Raw genomic sequence first — 16384 nt, forward strand, 5'->3', positions numbered from 1 at the left:
ATCTCTGACAAGAATTGGATGACAAAGTGAAAAGCTCAGTGAGCGATCTTGGGGGGATCAAGAAAATTGGCTTCACGCCGTTCGTCGATTTCCGAGGAGATCTGCTCAAAATCTACCGCCGTGAAACCTTCCAGGATCTTCTCCCGAACATCGAAGAGATCTACTTGAGCCGCAGTGACAAGGGCGTCATCCGCGGCATGCACTATCAATTGGGTGGAAAGGCCCAAGACAAGCTGGTGTATTGCATCACCGGCCGGATGCTAGATATCAGCATCGACCTGCGGCCGGACGGCGATCTTGGCAAGGTGCACGTGGAGGAAATGGTCGGTGGAGGTAGGGCCGCGCTTCTGATCCCCGGTTCGTTCGCACATGGTGTCATCGTCCTAGAAGACCAGACGACGTTCATCAGCATGAGCCCGCAGCCCTATTCACCGGGCGACGAACGCGGTGTGCGTTGGGACACGCTCGGCGTTGACTTCGGCCTCTCACAGCCCGTCGTCACGGAGAAAGACCAGAGCTGGCCGTCCCTGCAGGACGTCATCAACCAACTCCGATAAACCATGAAGAGTTATGTGATTGGTGGAAATGGGTTCCTGGGCCGCCACGTGTCGGCGTGGCTCGAGAAGGACGGCGTCGTGCGGAAGGCGCCGGCCTATGACGATGCCAACCCCGCGAACTGGCAGGCAACCGTACTCGAAGACATGCGACAGTTCTCGCCAGACGTCGTCCTGATCCCGGGGGCCTCGCAAGCGATGGGCGACGATGCCACGGCCATCCAGGCACTGATAGCCTCAAATTGCGTCCTGCCCTGCCTGGTTGCGGAGCAGATGCTGGAGCACTCCCCCAACTCGACGCTGGTTGTCTTTGGCACGTCCTGGCAATTTGCGGACTCCAACGTCTTCCGCCCCTTCAACCTCTACGCTGCCTCGAAGCAGGCCGGCCAGGACCTGCTTACCCACTACGCGCTGCGCGGCCTGAAGATCCTCCAGCTGATCATGTTCGACACCTACGGCGAGGACGACAGCCGACGCAAGTTGCTGAAGATTCTGCAGGACGCCTGCGCGCGTGGCGAGGAAATCGGCACGACGCCGGGAGAACAGGAGATCGACCTGGTGCACGTAGACGACGCCTGCGCAGGCATTGTTTCCGCGATCCGTGAGGTCCAAGGCTGGGACCCCTCCCAAGGGGTCATGGTACGGGGACTGGGCTCCGGAAAGCCCATCCGTGTCAAGGAACTAATCTCGCGAGTCAGCGAGCGAGCCGGCAAGGCACTGCGCGCCAACATCGGTGAGCGTTCCTATCGTCCACGCGAAGTGATGCAGGCCTATCGGAACTATCGCCGGCCGGCCGGATGGGAGCCCGCGAGAACTGAGTTCCAGGACACTACCTGCCCCGAAGATCGGGAGGGGGATCTGGCGAATTGATCCTGCATCGATGAAAGAAGAAATTCGTACTCCACAGCCGCTGCTGAGCTTCTGCATCCCCACCTACAACCGAGCTGGGTCGACGCTGCCGTTAGTGCGTCGGGTGCTGGAATCGCACAGTGACGAGATTGAGGTCATCGTCTCCGACAACGGCTCAACGGACGACACGCTGGCCCAGTTAGCCACGATCGACGACCCGCGCCTGCTTGTCATCCAGCAGAAGGTTAATCGTGGTGCGCTGTTCAACCAGGTCAACGTGTTGGTCCAGGGCCAAGGCATCTACAGCGCCCTGCTGCTGGACAAGGACTCGGTGGACCCCGCGTTCATTCCCTTGTTCCTGGATTTCCTGCGCCGCGAGTCGCCCGCTACCGGGTATTGCGAATACCACCTGCCGGCAGGCTCCCCCGCACGCATCTTCCCGCAAGGGGGCGAAGCGCTGCGTGGCATGGCCTACAGCTGTCATCACCCTAGCGGCTACTTCTTCCGCAAGGCGGATCTGCGGGAGATCCGCGTCGTCGAGCGCTTCAGCACTCATGAGGTCGTCGGAAACTTCCCGTTCGAGTTCATGCAAGCGGAATTGGCTTTGCGTGGCCCCGCCGCGATCTTTCAGGAACCTGTCTTCATCCCCGAGGCGCTTGAGGCGGCCCGAGCGATCAAGTCCTTCACGATCAACGGGATGAAAGAAGACGCCTTCTTCCTGCCGAAGGGACGACTGAACACGGCCGTCCGTTTCTCGTCGCACATCCTTGGCTTGCCGTTGGCAGCGGATCTCAAACGGAAGCTGGTGCTTGATCGCTTCGCGCAGGGGCTGTCGTTCGCCACGATCGACTACCGGATGATCATGGCCAACGAGGCCATCTGCGACCATTACCACATCGCCACGCGTCAGGTGGGCCTGCTTGAGCTGCTGCCGATCGCGATCGGCTATTACCGCGGCTTCGTGCGCCAGTTGAAGGCAGCCCGGCAGGGCGCAGACCATCCCACCGAATTCGCTGTACTGATCGATAGCGCTCGTCGCCTTTTCCGTCACCTCGGCAGACGGCTCGGCGGGCAGCGAAAAGCGGCAGAACGATCCTGATGCACGAACAGATCCCCACCGGCGCCTCGCGTCTCGCGCGCCTACGGCGCGCGACCGGCCTCGACTTCCACGTGCTCGTGACACTGCTGTCGCGCAGCTGGAACGTGATCGCCGGCGCGACGACAGTGATCGTCCTGCCGCTACGGCTCGACTCCACGCAGCAGGGCTACTACTACACCATCACCAGCCTGTTGGGACTGCAGATCCTGTTCGAGCTGGGCCTCGGGCAGGTGATCATCCAGCTCGTCGGCCACGAGGTTGCCCACCTTGAAGGGGCAGACGAAGCAAAGTTCGCGGGCGATCCCACCCGCCTCGACCGGCTCAGCTCGCTGATGCAACTGCTGCGGCGCTGGTACATGGTCGCGGCACTGCTGTTCGGCCTCGCGGCGGGCGTGGCGGGCTGTGTGTTCCTCGCGCGGCGCGGCGACCTGCCGCCCGCACAGTGGCTGGGCATCTGGATCATCATGGTCGCCAGCACCGCAGTCAACCTGATGTACGTCCCGGCACTCGCAATGCTCGAAGGCTGCGGCCGTATCGGACAGGTCGCGCGGCTGCGCATGATGCAGTCCATCATCGGCTACTGTGGTCTCTGGCTCGGGTTGATCCTCGGCGCCGGCCTGTGGTCAGCCGTGATGGTGCCGCTTGCGAGTGCAGTGTCGACCGGCCTCTGGCTGCGGCGCGCACACCTCTACGACTGGCTGCTGCGACGCGTCGTGGACCCGGCCAACCGCATCGCTTGGCGGCGCGACGTCCTGCCCTTCCAGGCGCGTATTGCGATCAGCGCCATGAGCGGCTACTTCCTCTTCTACGCATTCACACCACTGATCTTCGCCAACCGAGGAGCTGTGGAGGCTGGCCGCTTCGGCATCGCGATGACCATCTTCAACGCCCTTTCAGCCGTAGGAACGAGCTGGGTCTACGCGAAGACGCCGGCGATGGCCATGCACATCGCGCGCGGCGAACGCAAGGAACTGAACCAGACATTCTTCGGCATATTCAAGCGTTCGCTGATCTTCACGGTCAGCGCAGCAGCGGGCGTCGTCGTCTGCGCGTCCCTGCTGGACTGGGCCGGCGTCCCACAAATGACGCGCATTGCGTCACCGGGGGTGCTGGCATGCCTGGCCCTCGTCTGCTCGTGCAACTGTGTCGTGTTCTCGCTCGCCGCGTACATGCGCGCACACCGCGAGGAACCAATGCACGGGGTATCCGTGACCGGCGCCGTGGCCACCACGCTCGTCGCATACTTCGGCTCGCGGGTTGGCATGCTGCCCATGAGCGCCATGTACGCCGCGCTCACCGCGTTCGTCATGCTGCCCTGGACGATCCTCCTCTTCCAGCGCTATTGGCGCCGGACCCAATGAGTCGCGACACGCCCTCCGGATGACTTCCCCGCTACTGACCATCGCGATCCCGACCTACAACCGGGCTGACTGCCTGGAGCGCCTGCTGAAGACGCTCCTCGTCGAATTACGTGGGCTGGAGACGCGCGTCTCGGTTGTCGTGAGCGACAACGCCTCAACAGACCGCACCCAGGAGGTCGTCGCCGCGTTCGCCGCGCGGTTCCCGAGCGTACGCGCACTGCGCAACACCGAGAACCTCGGAATGGACGGCAACTTCCTCGCGTGCGCAGAGCACGTGGACGGAACGCACTTCTGGCTGCTGAGCGACGACGACCTGCCGCGCACCGGCCTCGTGTGCGCCCTCCTGGGATTGCTGGAACGCGAATCGCCGGACCTCGTCTACATGGACAGCCGCTGGTTGCCGGAGATCGCCGACAGCGACCCTACGCACCCAGTGACCATGCTCCAAGGCGTGCGACTCGGGCAACTCGCATTCGCGCGCCGCGTGCACGTGTGGACGACCTATCTCTCAGGCATGGTCGTTCGCGCCAGTCCGCTGCTCCGGGAGCCGACGCGTCTGCGCCGCTATGCCGGTACGCAGGTCTCCCAGCTCGCCTGGGTGCTGGAAGCCCTCAGCGACGGCAGCCGCTTCATCCACGTCACCACGCCCTGCATCCTCGCGACGGAGGGCAACACCGGTGGCTACAAGGTGCTCAAGGTGTTTGGTCAGCACGTCCCAGCCATCATGCGCGAGATGCTGCCAACGCGCGTGGCGCACGCGATGCTGCGCCGCATGGCCGCAACCTACCTACCAAATCTGCTGTGTGGTCTGCGCGAGGCGCGCCTCGGCCGGTTCGAGCGCGAGGACGCAACCGAGGTACTGCGGCCACAGTTCGGCAGCACGCTTGCATTCCGCTGGCTACTCGAACCCATTGGCCACGGCTCCTCCCCGGCAAGTGTCCGGCGCGCCCTGTGGTTGGCTCGCCAGGTTCATCGCGCGCTGCGCGCGCACGACCGCCTCGCCGAGCGCCTGGACGGCGGCACAACGTCGCTCTGAAGCACCGCACACCGCGAAAGCCCCCATGCTGCCCCCGATCCTGCGCCTGCTAGCCCCGCTCGCCGCCATCCTTGAGTCGCTGCTCGCTCTTCTCTCCTACCGCTGGCGCCGCTTGGTGAGCGCGCTCACCGCCGCCCGCTGTGCGGAGGCAGGCTCGCACGTCTACCTGGGCCGCGGTACGCGCGTTACGGGTCATCACCACATCCACATACGCGGCCGGTTCGTCGCAATGGAACGCAACCTGATCGCTGCCATCGAATCTCACGGCGACGCACGCTTCAATCCAACGCTCGTGTTGGGCAACAACGTCACCATGGAAAATGACTGTCATGTCGCTGCAGCCAATCGTGTAGAGATCCATGACAACGTGCTCATGGCCAGTCGCGTCTACGTGTCAGACCATGCCCACGGTCATGCAACGGGTGCCGCCCTTGCCTTGCCTCCCAACGACCGCCCCATTGTCTCGAAAGGCCCCGTGGTGATTGAGGCGGAGGTCTGGCTAGGAGAGGGTGTCTGTGTCCTCCCCGGTGTGCGCATCGGTCGCTCCTCTATCATTGGCGCCAACTCCGTCGTCACCCGCGACATCCCTCCCCGGAGTGTCGCTGTCGGCGCCCCCGCGCGAGTCATCCGTACATTCGAATGAATGTGCCTCTGCATCTTTCCCCCGCTTCTGCCATGTCACACGCTGTTTTTACGATCGTCTCACGCAACTACTTCGCGTATGCACGAACGCTCGGTGACAGCCTGATGGCATCGAATCCCACCGTCGAATTCAACATTCTTATCGTTGATCGCAAGGATATCGATTTCGAAAACCAGAACGCCAATTGGCGAATCACCTGGGTCGAAGATCTCAGCATCCCAGACTTTGAGCATGTTGCATTCAAGTACGACATCCTCGAACTCAACACGAACGTTAAACCAACATTTGCCAAGCGGCTGCTGCAACACCATGACAAGGTCATTTATCTCGACCCAGACATCTTTGTCTATGACAGCCTGCAACCGATTTTTGACCGTCTCGACCGCCATCCCGTGGTCCTAACACCGCACACGACGACCCCCATTGAAGATGACAAATTGCCAGGCGAGTTGGAGTTTCTGAACTCAGGAATCTACAACCTGGGCTTTGCCGCATTTAACAATTCCTCTGACGCCAAAAATCTACTGGACTGGTGGGAACGACGCTGCCTGCAACTGGCCTACAACGATCAACCTAGCGGGCTCTTTGTCGACCAGAAATGGATGGACTTCGCACCATCGCTTTGCCCGAACGTGCTTGTGCTGCGTGAGAAGACGTTCAACGTCGCCTATTGGAACCTCCATGAGCGGCAGGTACAGATTCAAGCCGGAAAACCCTTTGTTGACGGGACGCCGCTCGTTTTCTTCCATTTCAGTGGCCTGCCGCCCATCGGCGACGATCGAATCTCCAAGTACCAGACGCGCTTCACGTTGAGCGGCCGACCAGACGTCGCACCAATGTTCGTTCATTACCGCGACACGCTGGCCGCAAACGGTCACGAGCAATATCTGAAGCTGCCGTACGGTTTCGCCCGGTTTTCCGACGGCACGCCAATTAGCAGCCTCGCGCGACGCGTTCTCATCGACCACCCGGCATTTGTGAACGCAGCCGACCCGTTCGAGGCTAGCGGAGAGGTCTATTCCGTCCTTGCACGTGCTGGCATTCTCAGGGCAACAAACGGCGCTGCCAAACCTGCATCGGCACAGGCCTCTGGCAAAGAGCGGTCCCGCTTGCAACGCATCGTTGGCTTCAGCTTCCGAACCATCCTGCGCCTGCTGGGAACTGCACGCTACGAACGCCTAATGCGCTACCTCACAATTGTTGCTGGGCTACGGCAGCAGACTTTCCTCATCGACAACTAATCGTGGCAGCACGTCCCATGCCTTTCCGTCCGACTGCCACGGCCACCCCTCGGACGGAGAGACGCGCCCGGTCTTTCTTTCTCGCAACCTACTGCGCGCTCTTCCTTGTCCCTGCCATCGCCTGCTGTCTCATCATCGACACCGTCGATGTCAACATCGGCGACTTCCTGGGTGCCGCGATTCAGAGTGATGCGCTTGACCGCTATCTCGGTCTCGCCATCTTCGCTGCGTGCTATGCCGCCCTTTACCGGATGGGCAGCCGAATGCTAGCGACACCATGGAAATCCAGCAGTCTGATGCCCCGCGCAGAGCTCGTCGCGACGATCTGGTTGGCCTGCTTCGCAGTCGACATTTTTTTCTACGCCGCATTCGGCTTCGGCCGTGCGGGCGCCGAGACATCGACCTCGCTATCGATCTTTTCCACGCTGATGCCCAAAGACGTAAGCCTCGTGCTGCTGCTGTTCATCAATGTCGACCAGCCAAAACGGGTTTTTACATTGATGGCGGTCTTCACGGCCTTCGCGCTGTCTTTGGGCTGGACCGGACAGTTCTTCACTCTGTTCGTGATGTCGCTCTACCTCTTCCGGCACTGGCTGCAGCGCCGTAAGCTTCTTGTGGTCAGTATCGTGCTCGCCGGGATCGCGGCTTATCCAGCTATTTTCTCAATCAAGCTAGGCGTTCGTCAGGGCGACGACTTCGGTTACAACCCACTGACAGTCGTACATCTGGCGTCACGCCTGACAGGCTATCCCGCACTAGTCTACCTGCAGGGGGCGACCAACGATTTCCTTGCGAGCTATCAGAGCTATTTTTCGGACCTCTACTACATCATTGAGCCATTACTCGCGATCATACCGAAGTCCATCTTCGGGATGACCGGTAATATCACGCTTGAAAAGGCAATCGTGGAATTTGTCGGCGGCAATCCTGATCTCACTCAATTCATTTGGGGTCTGCCGACCAAGCTCTGGTTCTACTGGCAGGCGGGCCCGCTGCACTTCATAGCGTTTTGCGTAGAAAACACGCTCGTTATCGGCGGTCTCTACGCCTATGCCCGTCGCACCCGTGACGAGTTTATTTCCTTTTACCTCTTCTTTCTGATTGGCATGTACGTTTGGGCGGGAGACATCTCGACCATGTTTGTGTCACTGCTACGGATTCTGATCCTCTTCGGCTTCTACCGAACCCTCAACGCGGCCTTTCCCGAACGTCACGCCCCCCGTCGAGTCGTGTCGGCAACGCCCGCAGGAGCACTAGAATGAGCGGTGCACCTCGCTTGCGTGTCGGCGTAGATGCCACCGCCCTCGTCGCGAGACCGACTGGGGTCGGTAACTATATCGCCCGGCTGCTTGAACCTATGGTTCTGGCACATCCCGAGGCCGAGTTCGTACTTTTCAGCAACGATGCGGTTAGTTTCCCGGCACTGCCCAATGTACGATTCCGGTCGTCAAGTCCGAAACGACGTGGCCCGTACTGGCAAAACACCCATCTGCGCGCAATGCTGGCCGAGGAACGCCCTAATGTTTTCTGGGCGGCCAATGGCTTGCTACCTGTATGGCGACCGCAATGTATGGCCAGCGTTGTAACTGTGCACGACCTTGTCTACAAATTTGCGCCCGAGACGCTCCCGTTCGTAAGCCTCTGGGGACGCCGCATCGGCCAACGCATGGCGGTTGCAGCAGCAGACAAGCTTGTCTACGTCTCACAGGCTACCGCCGACGATGCACGCGCCGCGTATGGTCGAGCGGCTGATGCCATCATCCCCCCCCTGGCTGACAACAGTTTCAAACGGCCTGCGGCCTCGGCCGTCACGGCCATGTGTCAGCGCCTCGGGCTCCCGGAGCACTACCTGCTCACGCTTGGCACCCTAGAGCCCCGCAAGAACATCGTGGCGCTCGTCGACGCCTACCTGAACCGCCGTGAGGCCGGCGCCGCACTGCCGCTGCTCGTCATCGCAGGAGGCAAGGGCTGGCTGGACAGCGATATTGCTGCACGCCTTGAGCGCGGCGAAGCCCTCGGCTTCGTGCGACGCCTTGGCTACGTCGACCTCGCAGACCTGCCGGCCCTTTACGCTGGTTGCGACGCCTTCCTGATGCCATCGCTGTACGAAGGCTTCGGCATGCCGCTCTTGGAAGGACAACTGTGTGGTGCACCAGTTATCCACGGGCCACACGCATCGATGCGTGAGGCCGCGGGCGGCCTGGGCGTCACGACGCTCACCAATGTCGCGGGCATCGAAGACGTGCTGGATGCCCTGACCGCAGGCACGCTTGCCCTTGCCTGCCGTCTGCGCAGCGACATCGTCAACGACCCCGGTTTGTCATCGAGCAAACTGTGGTCGCTCATCTCCGAAGCCGCATCGTCACGCGGCCATCGCCCGTCGTGAAGTCACTGCTTATCCTCACCCCACGTTACCCGTACCCGGTCGTCGGCGGCGACCGGCTGCGCATCTATCAGCTCTGCAAGTCGCTGTCCGCGCACCATCGCCTGACGCTGCTGAGCTTGTGCGATAGCCCCGCAGAGATGGCCATGCCACTACCGGATGACAAGGTGTTCACCTCGATAGAGCGCGTGTACCTTCCGCGCTGGCGTTCTTGGCTGAACTGCCTCTCGGCGTTGCCAAGCGAACTGCCACTACAAGTGGCCTACTATCGACACCGGGCATTCCGCGAACGCGCCGCCGCTCTGATGGCATCGCATGACGGCGCGCTCGCCCACCTGATTCGCGTGGGGGATGCCATCAAGGACTTCCCCGGCCCTAAATTTCTCGAGATGACGGATGCCATATCTCTGAACTACGAACGCATCCGAGAAACCCGCCACGCACGTAACGACCTTCGCTCACGCATCTTTGCACTGGAATCACGACGTCTGCGCCGCTATGAAGAAGCGATCGTCGAACATTTTGATCACAGCTTCCTCGTTTCAGACATTGATCGTCGATTCCTCTTCGAGACCCATCCAGAGCGCTTGGCACGTGTCAGCGTTTGCTCCAATGGAGTGGACCTGCGCGCGCTCCCCTATGCGTTTGATCCTTCCGGACGAGATGTCGTCTTCATTGGCAACATGCACAGCCTGCAAAACCTGGATGCTGCCACCTTCATGGCCACTGAGGTTCTCCCGCTTGTGCGCGCACACAACCCAGTAACGAGGCTTCGACTGATCGGACGCATTCATCCCGATCAGGCCAGCAGATTCGCCGCCATGGATGGCGTAGACGTCACCGGTGAAGTGCCGAACGTGGCCGCAGCGGCACGTGGTGGCGGTATCGGCGTCTGTCCACTACGGCTGGGGGCAGGTGTACAGAACAAGGTCCTGGAATACATGGCCTTGGGCCTGCCCACTGTATCGACCACACTCGGCCTCGAAGGGTTCGAGGCACGCGACGGGCAGGAACTGCAAGTCGCTGATGATGCTGCTGGCCTCGCCCAAGCGGTGTTGGACCTGCTTGCCAACCGCACGGCAGCTCAGGCCATGGCTATCGCAGCCCGAGCCTATGTCGAATCCCATCACTCATGGGAGGCAAAGCTCGCACCATTGGTCATGCGCATCGACCAAGCTACCGGGTACCGCCGCCCAGCGGCACCCTGAAGTCTCAGTGCGGCGTCAGTATCAGCGCCGGTACATTCCCGCTATCGAACGCGTCACGGTCAAGCGGCTGGACAAACGGTGGCGCATGGTCACCTACAACTGCCACCATCGGCGTGGCCTGCAGTTTCGGCAGCGTTTCTGCGATCTGATCAAGGACGTCGCCCAACCGCTGCACCATCTGGCATGCGACGCTGGGCATGGCTTCGGAGGCACAACGACGTGCAAGTTCGACATCAACAGGTTCGTCATGCTGCGGCAGCGGCAAGTGCGTATCCAGCGTCACCACGTAGGTGAAGCTGCCAGGGCGCTCAGTCAACGTCGCCGCACGTGCCAGCACCTGCCCGTCACACACACCCGGAAATGCGTCATTGCATGCCATCCGCAAAGGGATCTGCCCCGTCTCGAAACGTTGGGGCTGCAGGCCCAGTTCGGGCCACCAGCGCGCTCGCTCGAACATTGAGAGATTGAACCCATGCAAGCCTGCCGCCGGCTGCCCTTGTGCCGCGAAGATGCGCGGCAGACAACTACCCTCGTCCGCTGGCTTGAGCCGCGTGTAGTGCCCGCGCAGTCCGCACAGCACGCGCAACTCGCCGTAAGTGGTTGAACCGTAGAACGGATCGCTTGCACGCTGCACATTCCAACGTGCTTGAACCTTGGGCGTATCGAGACGGGCGTACAGCCAGTCACGGACGGCCGGACCGCGCGGCAGGCCCATGGACTCGACGAGCACCAGCAACTCGCTGCCATTCGGATGCGCAGCCTTCCAGGCCCGCATCTGCTCGTAGACCGGTGCCTTGGCCCAGCGCTTCATCGGGACAGTAGAACCTCGCCACGCGGCGCGCTGCTCTGCATAAATGTTCCACCCAGGACTGCCAGCGATATTGACAGGAAGATGAAAACGGTCCGCCCCCATTCCTAGGATACGGTTCGAACCGTTGGCCGTGTCCACGCCAAGCATCCCCACCGTCAAGGCAACCAGTGCCAGGAACATAGGCAGCGTCGGCCGAGCCCGTGCAAGCATGCGCAGCACCAGCAGGCCGCACAATACCAACGCCACGACCGCCGGCAGTACCTTCCATGAAACGATACGCCCGATTTCTATCGTGTCGAGATAACGCGCAGATGCAATGAACTCACCTGTGTCAACGAAGTGATAGCAGCGCGCGACATCGCGCGCGATCTCAACCCCCCAGGCCGCTGCGAGCGCCGCTGGCCCGACGCGAGGCAGCGCCACCGCCATCAGCAATGCCAGCAGAAAGTCGACATTGAACAGCGGCCGGTCGATCGCATACTGGCTCGCAGCGATCCAGAACGGGGCTTGAACGAGCACAACAGCGCCAGCCAGGCATGCGAAGCCCAGAACCGGATGCACGCCGGTCGCACGCGAAGATGCGAAGACATATGGGAAGTTGCCGTCAGCCATGACCGCAGCGCACGTCAGTGCGTGTGTAGATACCGCGCACACGCGCCGCCTGTGCCTCATGCCAAGCTTCGCAGTCGTGCACAGGATGGACAAACATCGACAAGCCGTCTGGCCGATGGGAAAAAGCAGCCAGACGCCACATAGGCAGGGTGAAGGCACGCACACCTAAACGGGCACCCTCCCGGGCAACCGTGTCGACCGAGCGATGCGACAGATAGGCGGTGACGATAGGCCCCGGCAGGTCCAACTGAGCTTGCCAACGCTTGAACAAGGCCACGTCCTCTGGCCGGTACAACTGGAACACGACCTGCCTGGCCCGCCCATCGGCACGCAGTGCCTGCACCACCCGCTCACCTGTCGCGGCGAAGTCGCTCTTGATGTCGAGAACCACCCAGGCCCCGGCCGGCAACGCGGCCATCAATGACTCAAAGGTGCATGCCTGCGCTGCCCTTGGCGTACCAGGATCGTGAGCGCAACGCAACTCGCCGCCGGCCTCCAACGAAAGGTCCACCTCGAGCAGGCGCATGCCCGCTGCCACCGCACGCCGCATTGCGGCAACGCTGTTCGCCTCCGGGCCACCTGAATCGCCCAAAGCATGTGCAATGCGTACGGGTGACGGGCCAGCGTCATCCAGCCACGCATAGTCCTGCGGCTGACGCAAGGGGTGGACGCGCGCCCAATCCTCGCCAAGGGCGAAGTGTCCCCAGACATCCTGCAGATGCTCGCCGAACCAGGCGACGTCAGCCTCATGCGCCAATGCCTTGATCTTCGTGCGGACAGGGGGAAGAGCGAGGGCGATGACAAACAGGACCGCCACAGCAAAGGCAAAACGGATGTGCCTGCTTCTGCCGCTTTGCAGTCTCATTGGCGGGTCCCGCTGCTCGGTTGCCGATATTCGACAATCAGTTCGCTTAATAATTGGCGGATCGTATCGTCGGAAGGATGCCTGCCCAGTGAGTCCGCCTTCATGAGCCATGGACCGACACGTATGCTGGTCACGCCATCGTCGAGTTTGGCGACAAACAGACGCTCAATGCGCGTGGGCAGTGTGGTGTCACTTGACGCAAGCAACTCTTCATACAGCTTCTCTCCTGGCCGAAGCCCCGTGTACTCCACACGTATATCCTGCTCCGTCCGCCCTGCCAACCGGATCATGTCCCGGGCCAGATCCACGATCTTCACCGGCTCGCCCATGTCCAGCACCAGCACCTGGCCGCTTTCTCCAATGGCTGCAGCCTGCACAACCAACCGGGCAGCCTCCGGAATCGTCATGAAGTAGCGAATGATCTCCGGGTGGGTCACGGTGATTGGCCCGCCGCGCGCAATCTGTTCCTTGAACTTCGGAATCACGCTGCCGCTGCTGCCCAGCACATTGCCAAAGCGCACCGCCATGAAACGGGTGCCTTGGTGCTTGGTGGCCATGGCGGAGATGACCAGTTCGGCGGCGCGCTTGGTGGCGCCCATCACGTTGGTGGGGTTCACCGCCTTGTCGGTGCTGATCAGCACGAAGCGCTCGACGCCCGCCTCGGCCGCGGCCAGGGCCGCGTGGTAGGTGCCCAGGGTGTTGTTGCGCAGCGCAGCCCAGGCGTTGTCCACCTCCATCAGCGGCACGTGCTTGTAGGCCGCGGCGTGGAAGACGACCTGCGGCTTGGTGCGCTGGAAGATGGCGCGCAGTCCCTCCAGGTCCTTCACATCGCCGATCAGCTTGAGCACCTCCAGCTGAGGGAAACGCAGCGCCAAGTCCTGCTCGATGGTGTAGAGGTTGAACTCGGACAACTCCACCACCACCAGCCGGGCCGGCTGGTAGCGGGCCACCTGGCGGCACAGTTCGCTACCAATGCTGCCGCCGCCGCCGGTGACCAGCACCGTCTTGCCACGCAGCACCTCGCCGATGCCGTTCTCGTCCAGCTGCACCGGCTCGCGGCCCAGCAGGTCCTCGGGCTCGATGTCGCGCACGCGGTTGACCTGATCGCCGCGCTGTAGCTCCTCAGCCGACGGCACGGTCAGCACCGGCAGGCCGGTGGCGCCGGCCAGCTCCACGGCCCGCCGCCGTTGCGCCGAGGTGGCGGCCGGCAAGGCGATGATCAGGTGCGTCACGTCCCCCCGCACGCCGGGGTCCTTCACCGCCGTCAGCGGCCCCAGCACCGGCACACCGGCAATGCGCGCGCCCTGCTTGGCAGGGTCGTCATCCAGCAGGCCCAGCACCACCCAGCCCTGGTGCTGGATGCCAGCCAGCAGCCGCTTGGCGGCCTCGCCGGCGCCCAGCACCAGCGCCCGCTTCTCCGGCCCGGCCTCGCCACTGATGCGCGCCCGCGCATGCTCGTAGAGCGCGCGGTAGAGCAGGCGCACGCCGCTGACGGCCATCAGCACCACGAAGGGGTGCAGAGCCAGCACGGCCCGCGGCACACCGTAGAGCTGCAGGCCCATCGTGCCGGCTGCGCTGACCACCCCAGCCACCAGGCAGGCCAGCGTCAGGCGCTTGATCTCGCCAAAGCCGGAGAAGCGCCACATGCCTTGCGGCACCCGCAACGCGACAAAGGCCGACAGATACACCACCACCACGCCGACCAGCACCCACAGGTCATAAGGCGGGCGCTCGTGCAGCCAGCGCTCAAACCCCATGCGGAACAGGTAGGTGGCGTGCCAAGCCACCACCACCATCCCGGCATCGATGGCCAGGGACAAGGGCACGCGGTGCGGACGCAGCCGGGCCAGGAACCGGTCCAGTCGGTGCCAGACGGAGGAGGACGGAGTGTTCATGTTGGAAAACGATTCAGAACCGACGCCGGCTCAGCGGGTCAGCAGCACACGCAGGCTGCGCAGCACCACGCCCAGGTCGGTCCACAGCGAGGCATGGGCCGCATAGTCGGCCGCACAGGCCAGCTTGGCCGGCAGGATGACGTCGATGTATTCGCGCTCCGGGTCGGCCGCGGCCGCCAGTTGCGCCGATTCGTTGCGAAAGCGCAGCGAGGCCGGGTCGGTGATGCCCGGCCGCACCGACAGCACCACATCCTTCAGCGCCACCGGGTAATGCGCCACGTAGCGCGGCACCTCGGGCCGCGGGCCGACCAGGCTCATCGTGCCCTGCACCACGTCGAGCAGTTGGGGCAGTTCGTCCAGCCGGTGCGCGCGCAGAAAGGCGCCCACCCGGGTGATGCGCGCATCGGCACCCACGGTCAGCTGGCCGTGCCGCTCGGCGTCCACCCGCATGGTGCGGAACTTGTGGATGCGAAACGGCCGGCCGCCCCGCCCCACCCGCTCCTGGCGGAAGAAGACCGGGCCCGGTGAGTCGAGCTTGATGGCCAACGCCACCAGCAGGCCCGGCAGCGCCAGCAGCGCCAGCCCCAGGCCGGCGGCAATCAGGTCAAACAGGCGCTTGGCCATGGGATCGGGCAGGCTCCGGGGGCTCAGGCGCGCAGCGCCTTGCGCGCGGCGGCCGCCACGCGCTGCACATCCGCGTCGGTCATGCGGGTGTAGAGCGGCAGGCTGACGATGCGCTCGAAGGCCCGCTGGCTGTGCGGGAAGTCCTCGGCCTTCAGGCCGTAGTGTTCCTTCCAGTACGGGTGCTGGTGCAGCGGGATGTAGTGCACGCTGCAGCCAATGCCGTCAGCGTAAAGCGACTCGATGAAGGCTTCGCGCGTGATGGGCGCGGCGTCGGTCAACTCGACCACGTACAGGTGCCAGGCATGCAAGTCCCCCGCCAGCGGCTGGGGCGGCAGGCGCAACGGCAGGCCGGCCAGGGCCTGGGCATAGGCCGCGGCCAGCTCGGCACGGCGGGCCTGGAAGGCCTGCAAGCGCTTCAACTGGTGCAGGCCCAGCGCGGCGGCGATGTCGGTCAGGTTGTACTTGAAGCCGGGCGCGACGATCTCGTAGTACCAGCTGGGCACCTTGGCGGTGAAGCGGTCGAAGGCGTCGCGGTTGATGCCATGCAGGCGCATCACCTTGGCGCGCGCGGCCACCTCGGGGTGGCGCGTCACCAGCATGCCGCCCTCGCCCGTGGTCATGGTCTTGTTGGCGTAGAAGCTGAACACGGTGGCGTCGCTGTCCAGCGTGCCGATGCGCTGGCCGCGGTGGGTGGTGGGCAGCGCATGGGCCGCGTCCTCCACCACCTTCAGGCCATGGCGCTTCGCGATGGCGAGGATGGCCGTCATGTCGGCCGCCAGGCCGCCGTAGTGCACGGGCACCACACACTTGGTGCGCGGGGTGATGGCCACCTCCAGCGCTGCGGGGCTGATGCAGTAAGTCGCCGGGTCGATGTCCACCAGCTTCACGTCCGCGCCCAGGTAGCGGGCCACCTCGGCGCTGGCGGTGAAGGTGTGGGTGGTGGTGATGACCTCGTCGCCCGGACCCACGCCCACCGCCTCCAGTGCCAGGTGCAGGCCAGCGGTGGCGGAATTGACGGCGATGGATTCCAACGACGGGTCGCCCAGGAATTCGGTGAACGCCGCCTCGAAGCGCTTGGCCTTGGGGCCGGTGGTGATCCAGCCCGAGCGCAGGGTGTCCACCACCTCGGCAATCTCTTCCTCGCCGATCTCCGGCAGGGCAAAGGGCAAGAACGGCAGATTCGGTGTGTTGTCAGCAGTCATG

The 16384-nt window shown here is 63.1% G+C and carries 15 protein-coding genes; 10 read left to right on the forward strand and 5 right to left on the reverse strand.

Annotation, left to right across the window (positions count from 1 at the left end):
• The first annotated feature begins 14 nt into the window (after nt 1-14).
• The 10 genes from KGA65_RS09920 to KGA65_RS09965 are packed head-to-tail and all read left to right on the forward strand — an operon-like array spanning nt 15 to nt 10374.
• Nucleotides 15-557: a dTDP-4-dehydrorhamnose 3,5-epimerase family protein gene (locus KGA65_RS09920; RefSeq protein WP_225862984.1), complete on the forward strand. Its 543-nt coding sequence runs from the start codon at nt 15-17 to the stop codon at nt 555-557.
• A 3-nt stretch (nt 558-560) separates the two neighbouring features.
• Nucleotides 561-1424: an NAD-dependent epimerase/dehydratase family protein gene (locus tag KGA65_RS09925; protein ID WP_225862985.1), complete on the forward strand. Its 864-nt coding sequence runs from the start codon at nt 561-563 to the stop codon at nt 1422-1424.
• A 10-nt stretch (nt 1425-1434) separates the two neighbouring features.
• Complete coding sequence (locus KGA65_RS09930) at nt 1435-2502, forward strand: glycosyltransferase family 2 protein (RefSeq protein ID WP_225862986.1); 1068 nt, start codon at nt 1435-1437, stop codon at nt 2500-2502.
• Nucleotides 2502-3863 carry a lipopolysaccharide biosynthesis protein gene (locus KGA65_RS09935; protein WP_225862987.1) on the forward strand — a complete coding sequence of 454 codons (1362 nt, stop codon included), beginning with the start codon at nt 2502-2504 and terminating at the stop codon, nt 3861-3863. Before KGA65_RS09930 ends, KGA65_RS09935 begins: the two co-directional genes overlap by 1 nt.
• Before the next feature lie 19 nt (nt 3864-3882).
• Entirely contained in the window at nt 3883-4899 is a 1017-nt protein-coding gene (locus tag KGA65_RS09940) for a glycosyltransferase family 2 protein (protein WP_225862988.1), read from the forward strand.
• A gap of 25 nt (nt 4900-4924) precedes the next feature.
• Nucleotides 4925-5542, forward strand: a complete 618-nt coding sequence (locus KGA65_RS09945) for an acyltransferase (protein WP_225862989.1) — start codon at nt 4925-4927, stop codon at nt 5540-5542.
• A gap of 32 nt (nt 5543-5574) precedes the next feature.
• A complete protein-coding gene (locus KGA65_RS09950; RefSeq protein WP_225862990.1) occupies nt 5575-6783 on the forward strand; it encodes a glycosyltransferase family protein in 1209 nt (402 codons plus the stop codon).
• 17 nt (nt 6784-6800) lie between these two features.
• The gene (gene wzy / locus KGA65_RS09955; protein WP_225862991.1) at nt 6801-8045 is read left to right on the forward strand and encodes an oligosaccharide repeat unit polymerase; all 1245 of its coding nucleotides are present in this window, start codon (nt 6801-6803) and stop codon (nt 8043-8045) included.
• A complete protein-coding gene (locus KGA65_RS09960; protein WP_225862992.1) occupies nt 8042-9169 on the forward strand; it encodes a glycosyltransferase family 4 protein in 1128 nt (375 codons plus the stop codon). Before wzy ends, KGA65_RS09960 begins: the two co-directional genes overlap by 4 nt.
• Nucleotides 9166-10374, forward strand: coding sequence for a glycosyltransferase family 4 protein (locus KGA65_RS09965; protein ID WP_225862993.1), 1209 nt, complete (start codon nt 9166-9168; stop codon nt 10372-10374). The genes KGA65_RS09960 and KGA65_RS09965 overlap by 4 nt, the downstream gene beginning before the upstream one ends.
• A 4-nt stretch (nt 10375-10378) precedes the next feature.
• Here the strand turns inward: KGA65_RS09965 and KGA65_RS09970 are convergent, their stop codons facing one another.
• Genes KGA65_RS09970 through KGA65_RS09990 form a run of 5 tightly spaced genes read right to left on the reverse strand, consistent with a single transcriptional unit; the run spans nt 10379 to nt 16383 of the window.
• Nucleotides 10379-11797 carry an LTA synthase family protein gene (locus KGA65_RS09970; protein ID WP_225862994.1) on the reverse strand — a complete coding sequence of 473 codons (1419 nt, stop codon included), beginning with the start codon at nt 11795-11797 and terminating at the stop codon, nt 10379-10381.
• Nucleotides 11790-12662: a PI-PLC domain-containing protein gene (locus tag KGA65_RS09975; protein WP_225862995.1), complete on the reverse strand. Its 873-nt coding sequence runs from the start codon at nt 12660-12662 to the stop codon at nt 11790-11792. Before KGA65_RS09975 ends, KGA65_RS09970 begins: the two co-directional genes overlap by 8 nt.
• Nucleotides 12659-14557: a polysaccharide biosynthesis protein gene (locus KGA65_RS09980; protein ID WP_225862996.1), complete on the reverse strand. Its 1899-nt coding sequence runs from the start codon at nt 14555-14557 to the stop codon at nt 12659-12661. The genes KGA65_RS09975 and KGA65_RS09980 overlap by 4 nt, the downstream gene beginning before the upstream one ends.
• A 30-nt stretch (nt 14558-14587) precedes the next feature.
• Nucleotides 14588-15181, reverse strand: coding sequence for a sugar transferase (locus KGA65_RS09985; protein ID WP_225862997.1), 594 nt, complete (start codon nt 15179-15181; stop codon nt 14588-14590).
• A 23-nt stretch (nt 15182-15204) separates the two neighbouring features.
• Nucleotides 15205-16383 (reverse strand): DegT/DnrJ/EryC1/StrS family aminotransferase, encoded by a 1179-nt coding sequence (locus tag KGA65_RS09990; protein WP_225862998.1) that lies wholly within the window; start codon nt 16381-16383, stop codon nt 15205-15207.
• Between the last annotated feature and the right edge of the window lies 1 nt (nt 16384).

It is taken from the genome of Ideonella benzenivorans, from assembly GCF_020387415.1.
GTDB classification, from domain to species: domain Bacteria; phylum Pseudomonadota; class Gammaproteobacteria; order Burkholderiales; family Burkholderiaceae_C; genus Ideonella; species Ideonella benzenivorans.

Excerpts from the sequence above, each read along its gene's own strand:
- KGA65_RS09925 (WP_225862985.1), top strand. The coding sequence starts at position 561 with ATGAAGAGTTATGTGATTGGTGGAAATGGGTTCCTGGGCCGCCACGTG.
- KGA65_RS09930 (WP_225862986.1), top strand. The coding sequence starts at position 1,435 with ATGAAAGAAGAAATTCGTACTCCACAGCCGCTGCTGAGCTTCTGCATC.
- KGA65_RS09935 (WP_225862987.1), top strand. The coding sequence starts at position 2,502 with ATGCACGAACAGATCCCCACCGGCGCCTCGCGTCTCGCGCGCCTACGG.
- KGA65_RS09940 (WP_225862988.1), top strand. The coding sequence starts at position 3,883 with ATGACTTCCCCGCTACTGACCATCGCGATCCCGACCTACAACCGGGCT.
- KGA65_RS09945 (WP_225862989.1), top strand. The coding sequence starts at position 4,925 with ATGCTGCCCCCGATCCTGCGCCTGCTAGCCCCGCTCGCCGCCATCCTT.
- KGA65_RS09950 (WP_225862990.1), top strand. The coding sequence starts at position 5,575 with ATGTCACACGCTGTTTTTACGATCGTCTCACGCAACTACTTCGCGTAT.
- wzy (WP_225862991.1), top strand. The coding sequence starts at position 6,801 with ATGCCTTTCCGTCCGACTGCCACGGCCACCCCTCGGACGGAGAGACGC.
- KGA65_RS09960 (WP_225862992.1), top strand. The coding sequence starts at position 8,042 with ATGAGCGGTGCACCTCGCTTGCGTGTCGGCGTAGATGCCACCGCCCTC.
- KGA65_RS09970 (WP_225862994.1), bottom strand. The coding sequence starts at position 11,797 with ATGGCTGACGGCAACTTCCCATATGTCTTCGCATCTTCGCGTGCGACC.
- KGA65_RS09975 (WP_225862995.1), bottom strand. The coding sequence starts at position 12,662 with ATGAGACTGCAAAGCGGCAGAAGCAGGCACATCCGTTTTGCCTTTGCT.
- KGA65_RS09980 (WP_225862996.1), bottom strand. The coding sequence starts at position 14,557 with ATGAACACTCCGTCCTCCTCCGTCTGGCACCGACTGGACCGGTTCCTG.
- KGA65_RS09985 (WP_225862997.1), bottom strand. The coding sequence starts at position 15,181 with ATGGCCAAGCGCCTGTTTGACCTGATTGCCGCCGGCCTGGGGCTGGCG.
- KGA65_RS09990 (WP_225862998.1), bottom strand. The coding sequence starts at position 16,383 with ATGACTGCTGACAACACACCGAATCTGCCGTTCTTGCCCTTTGCCCTG.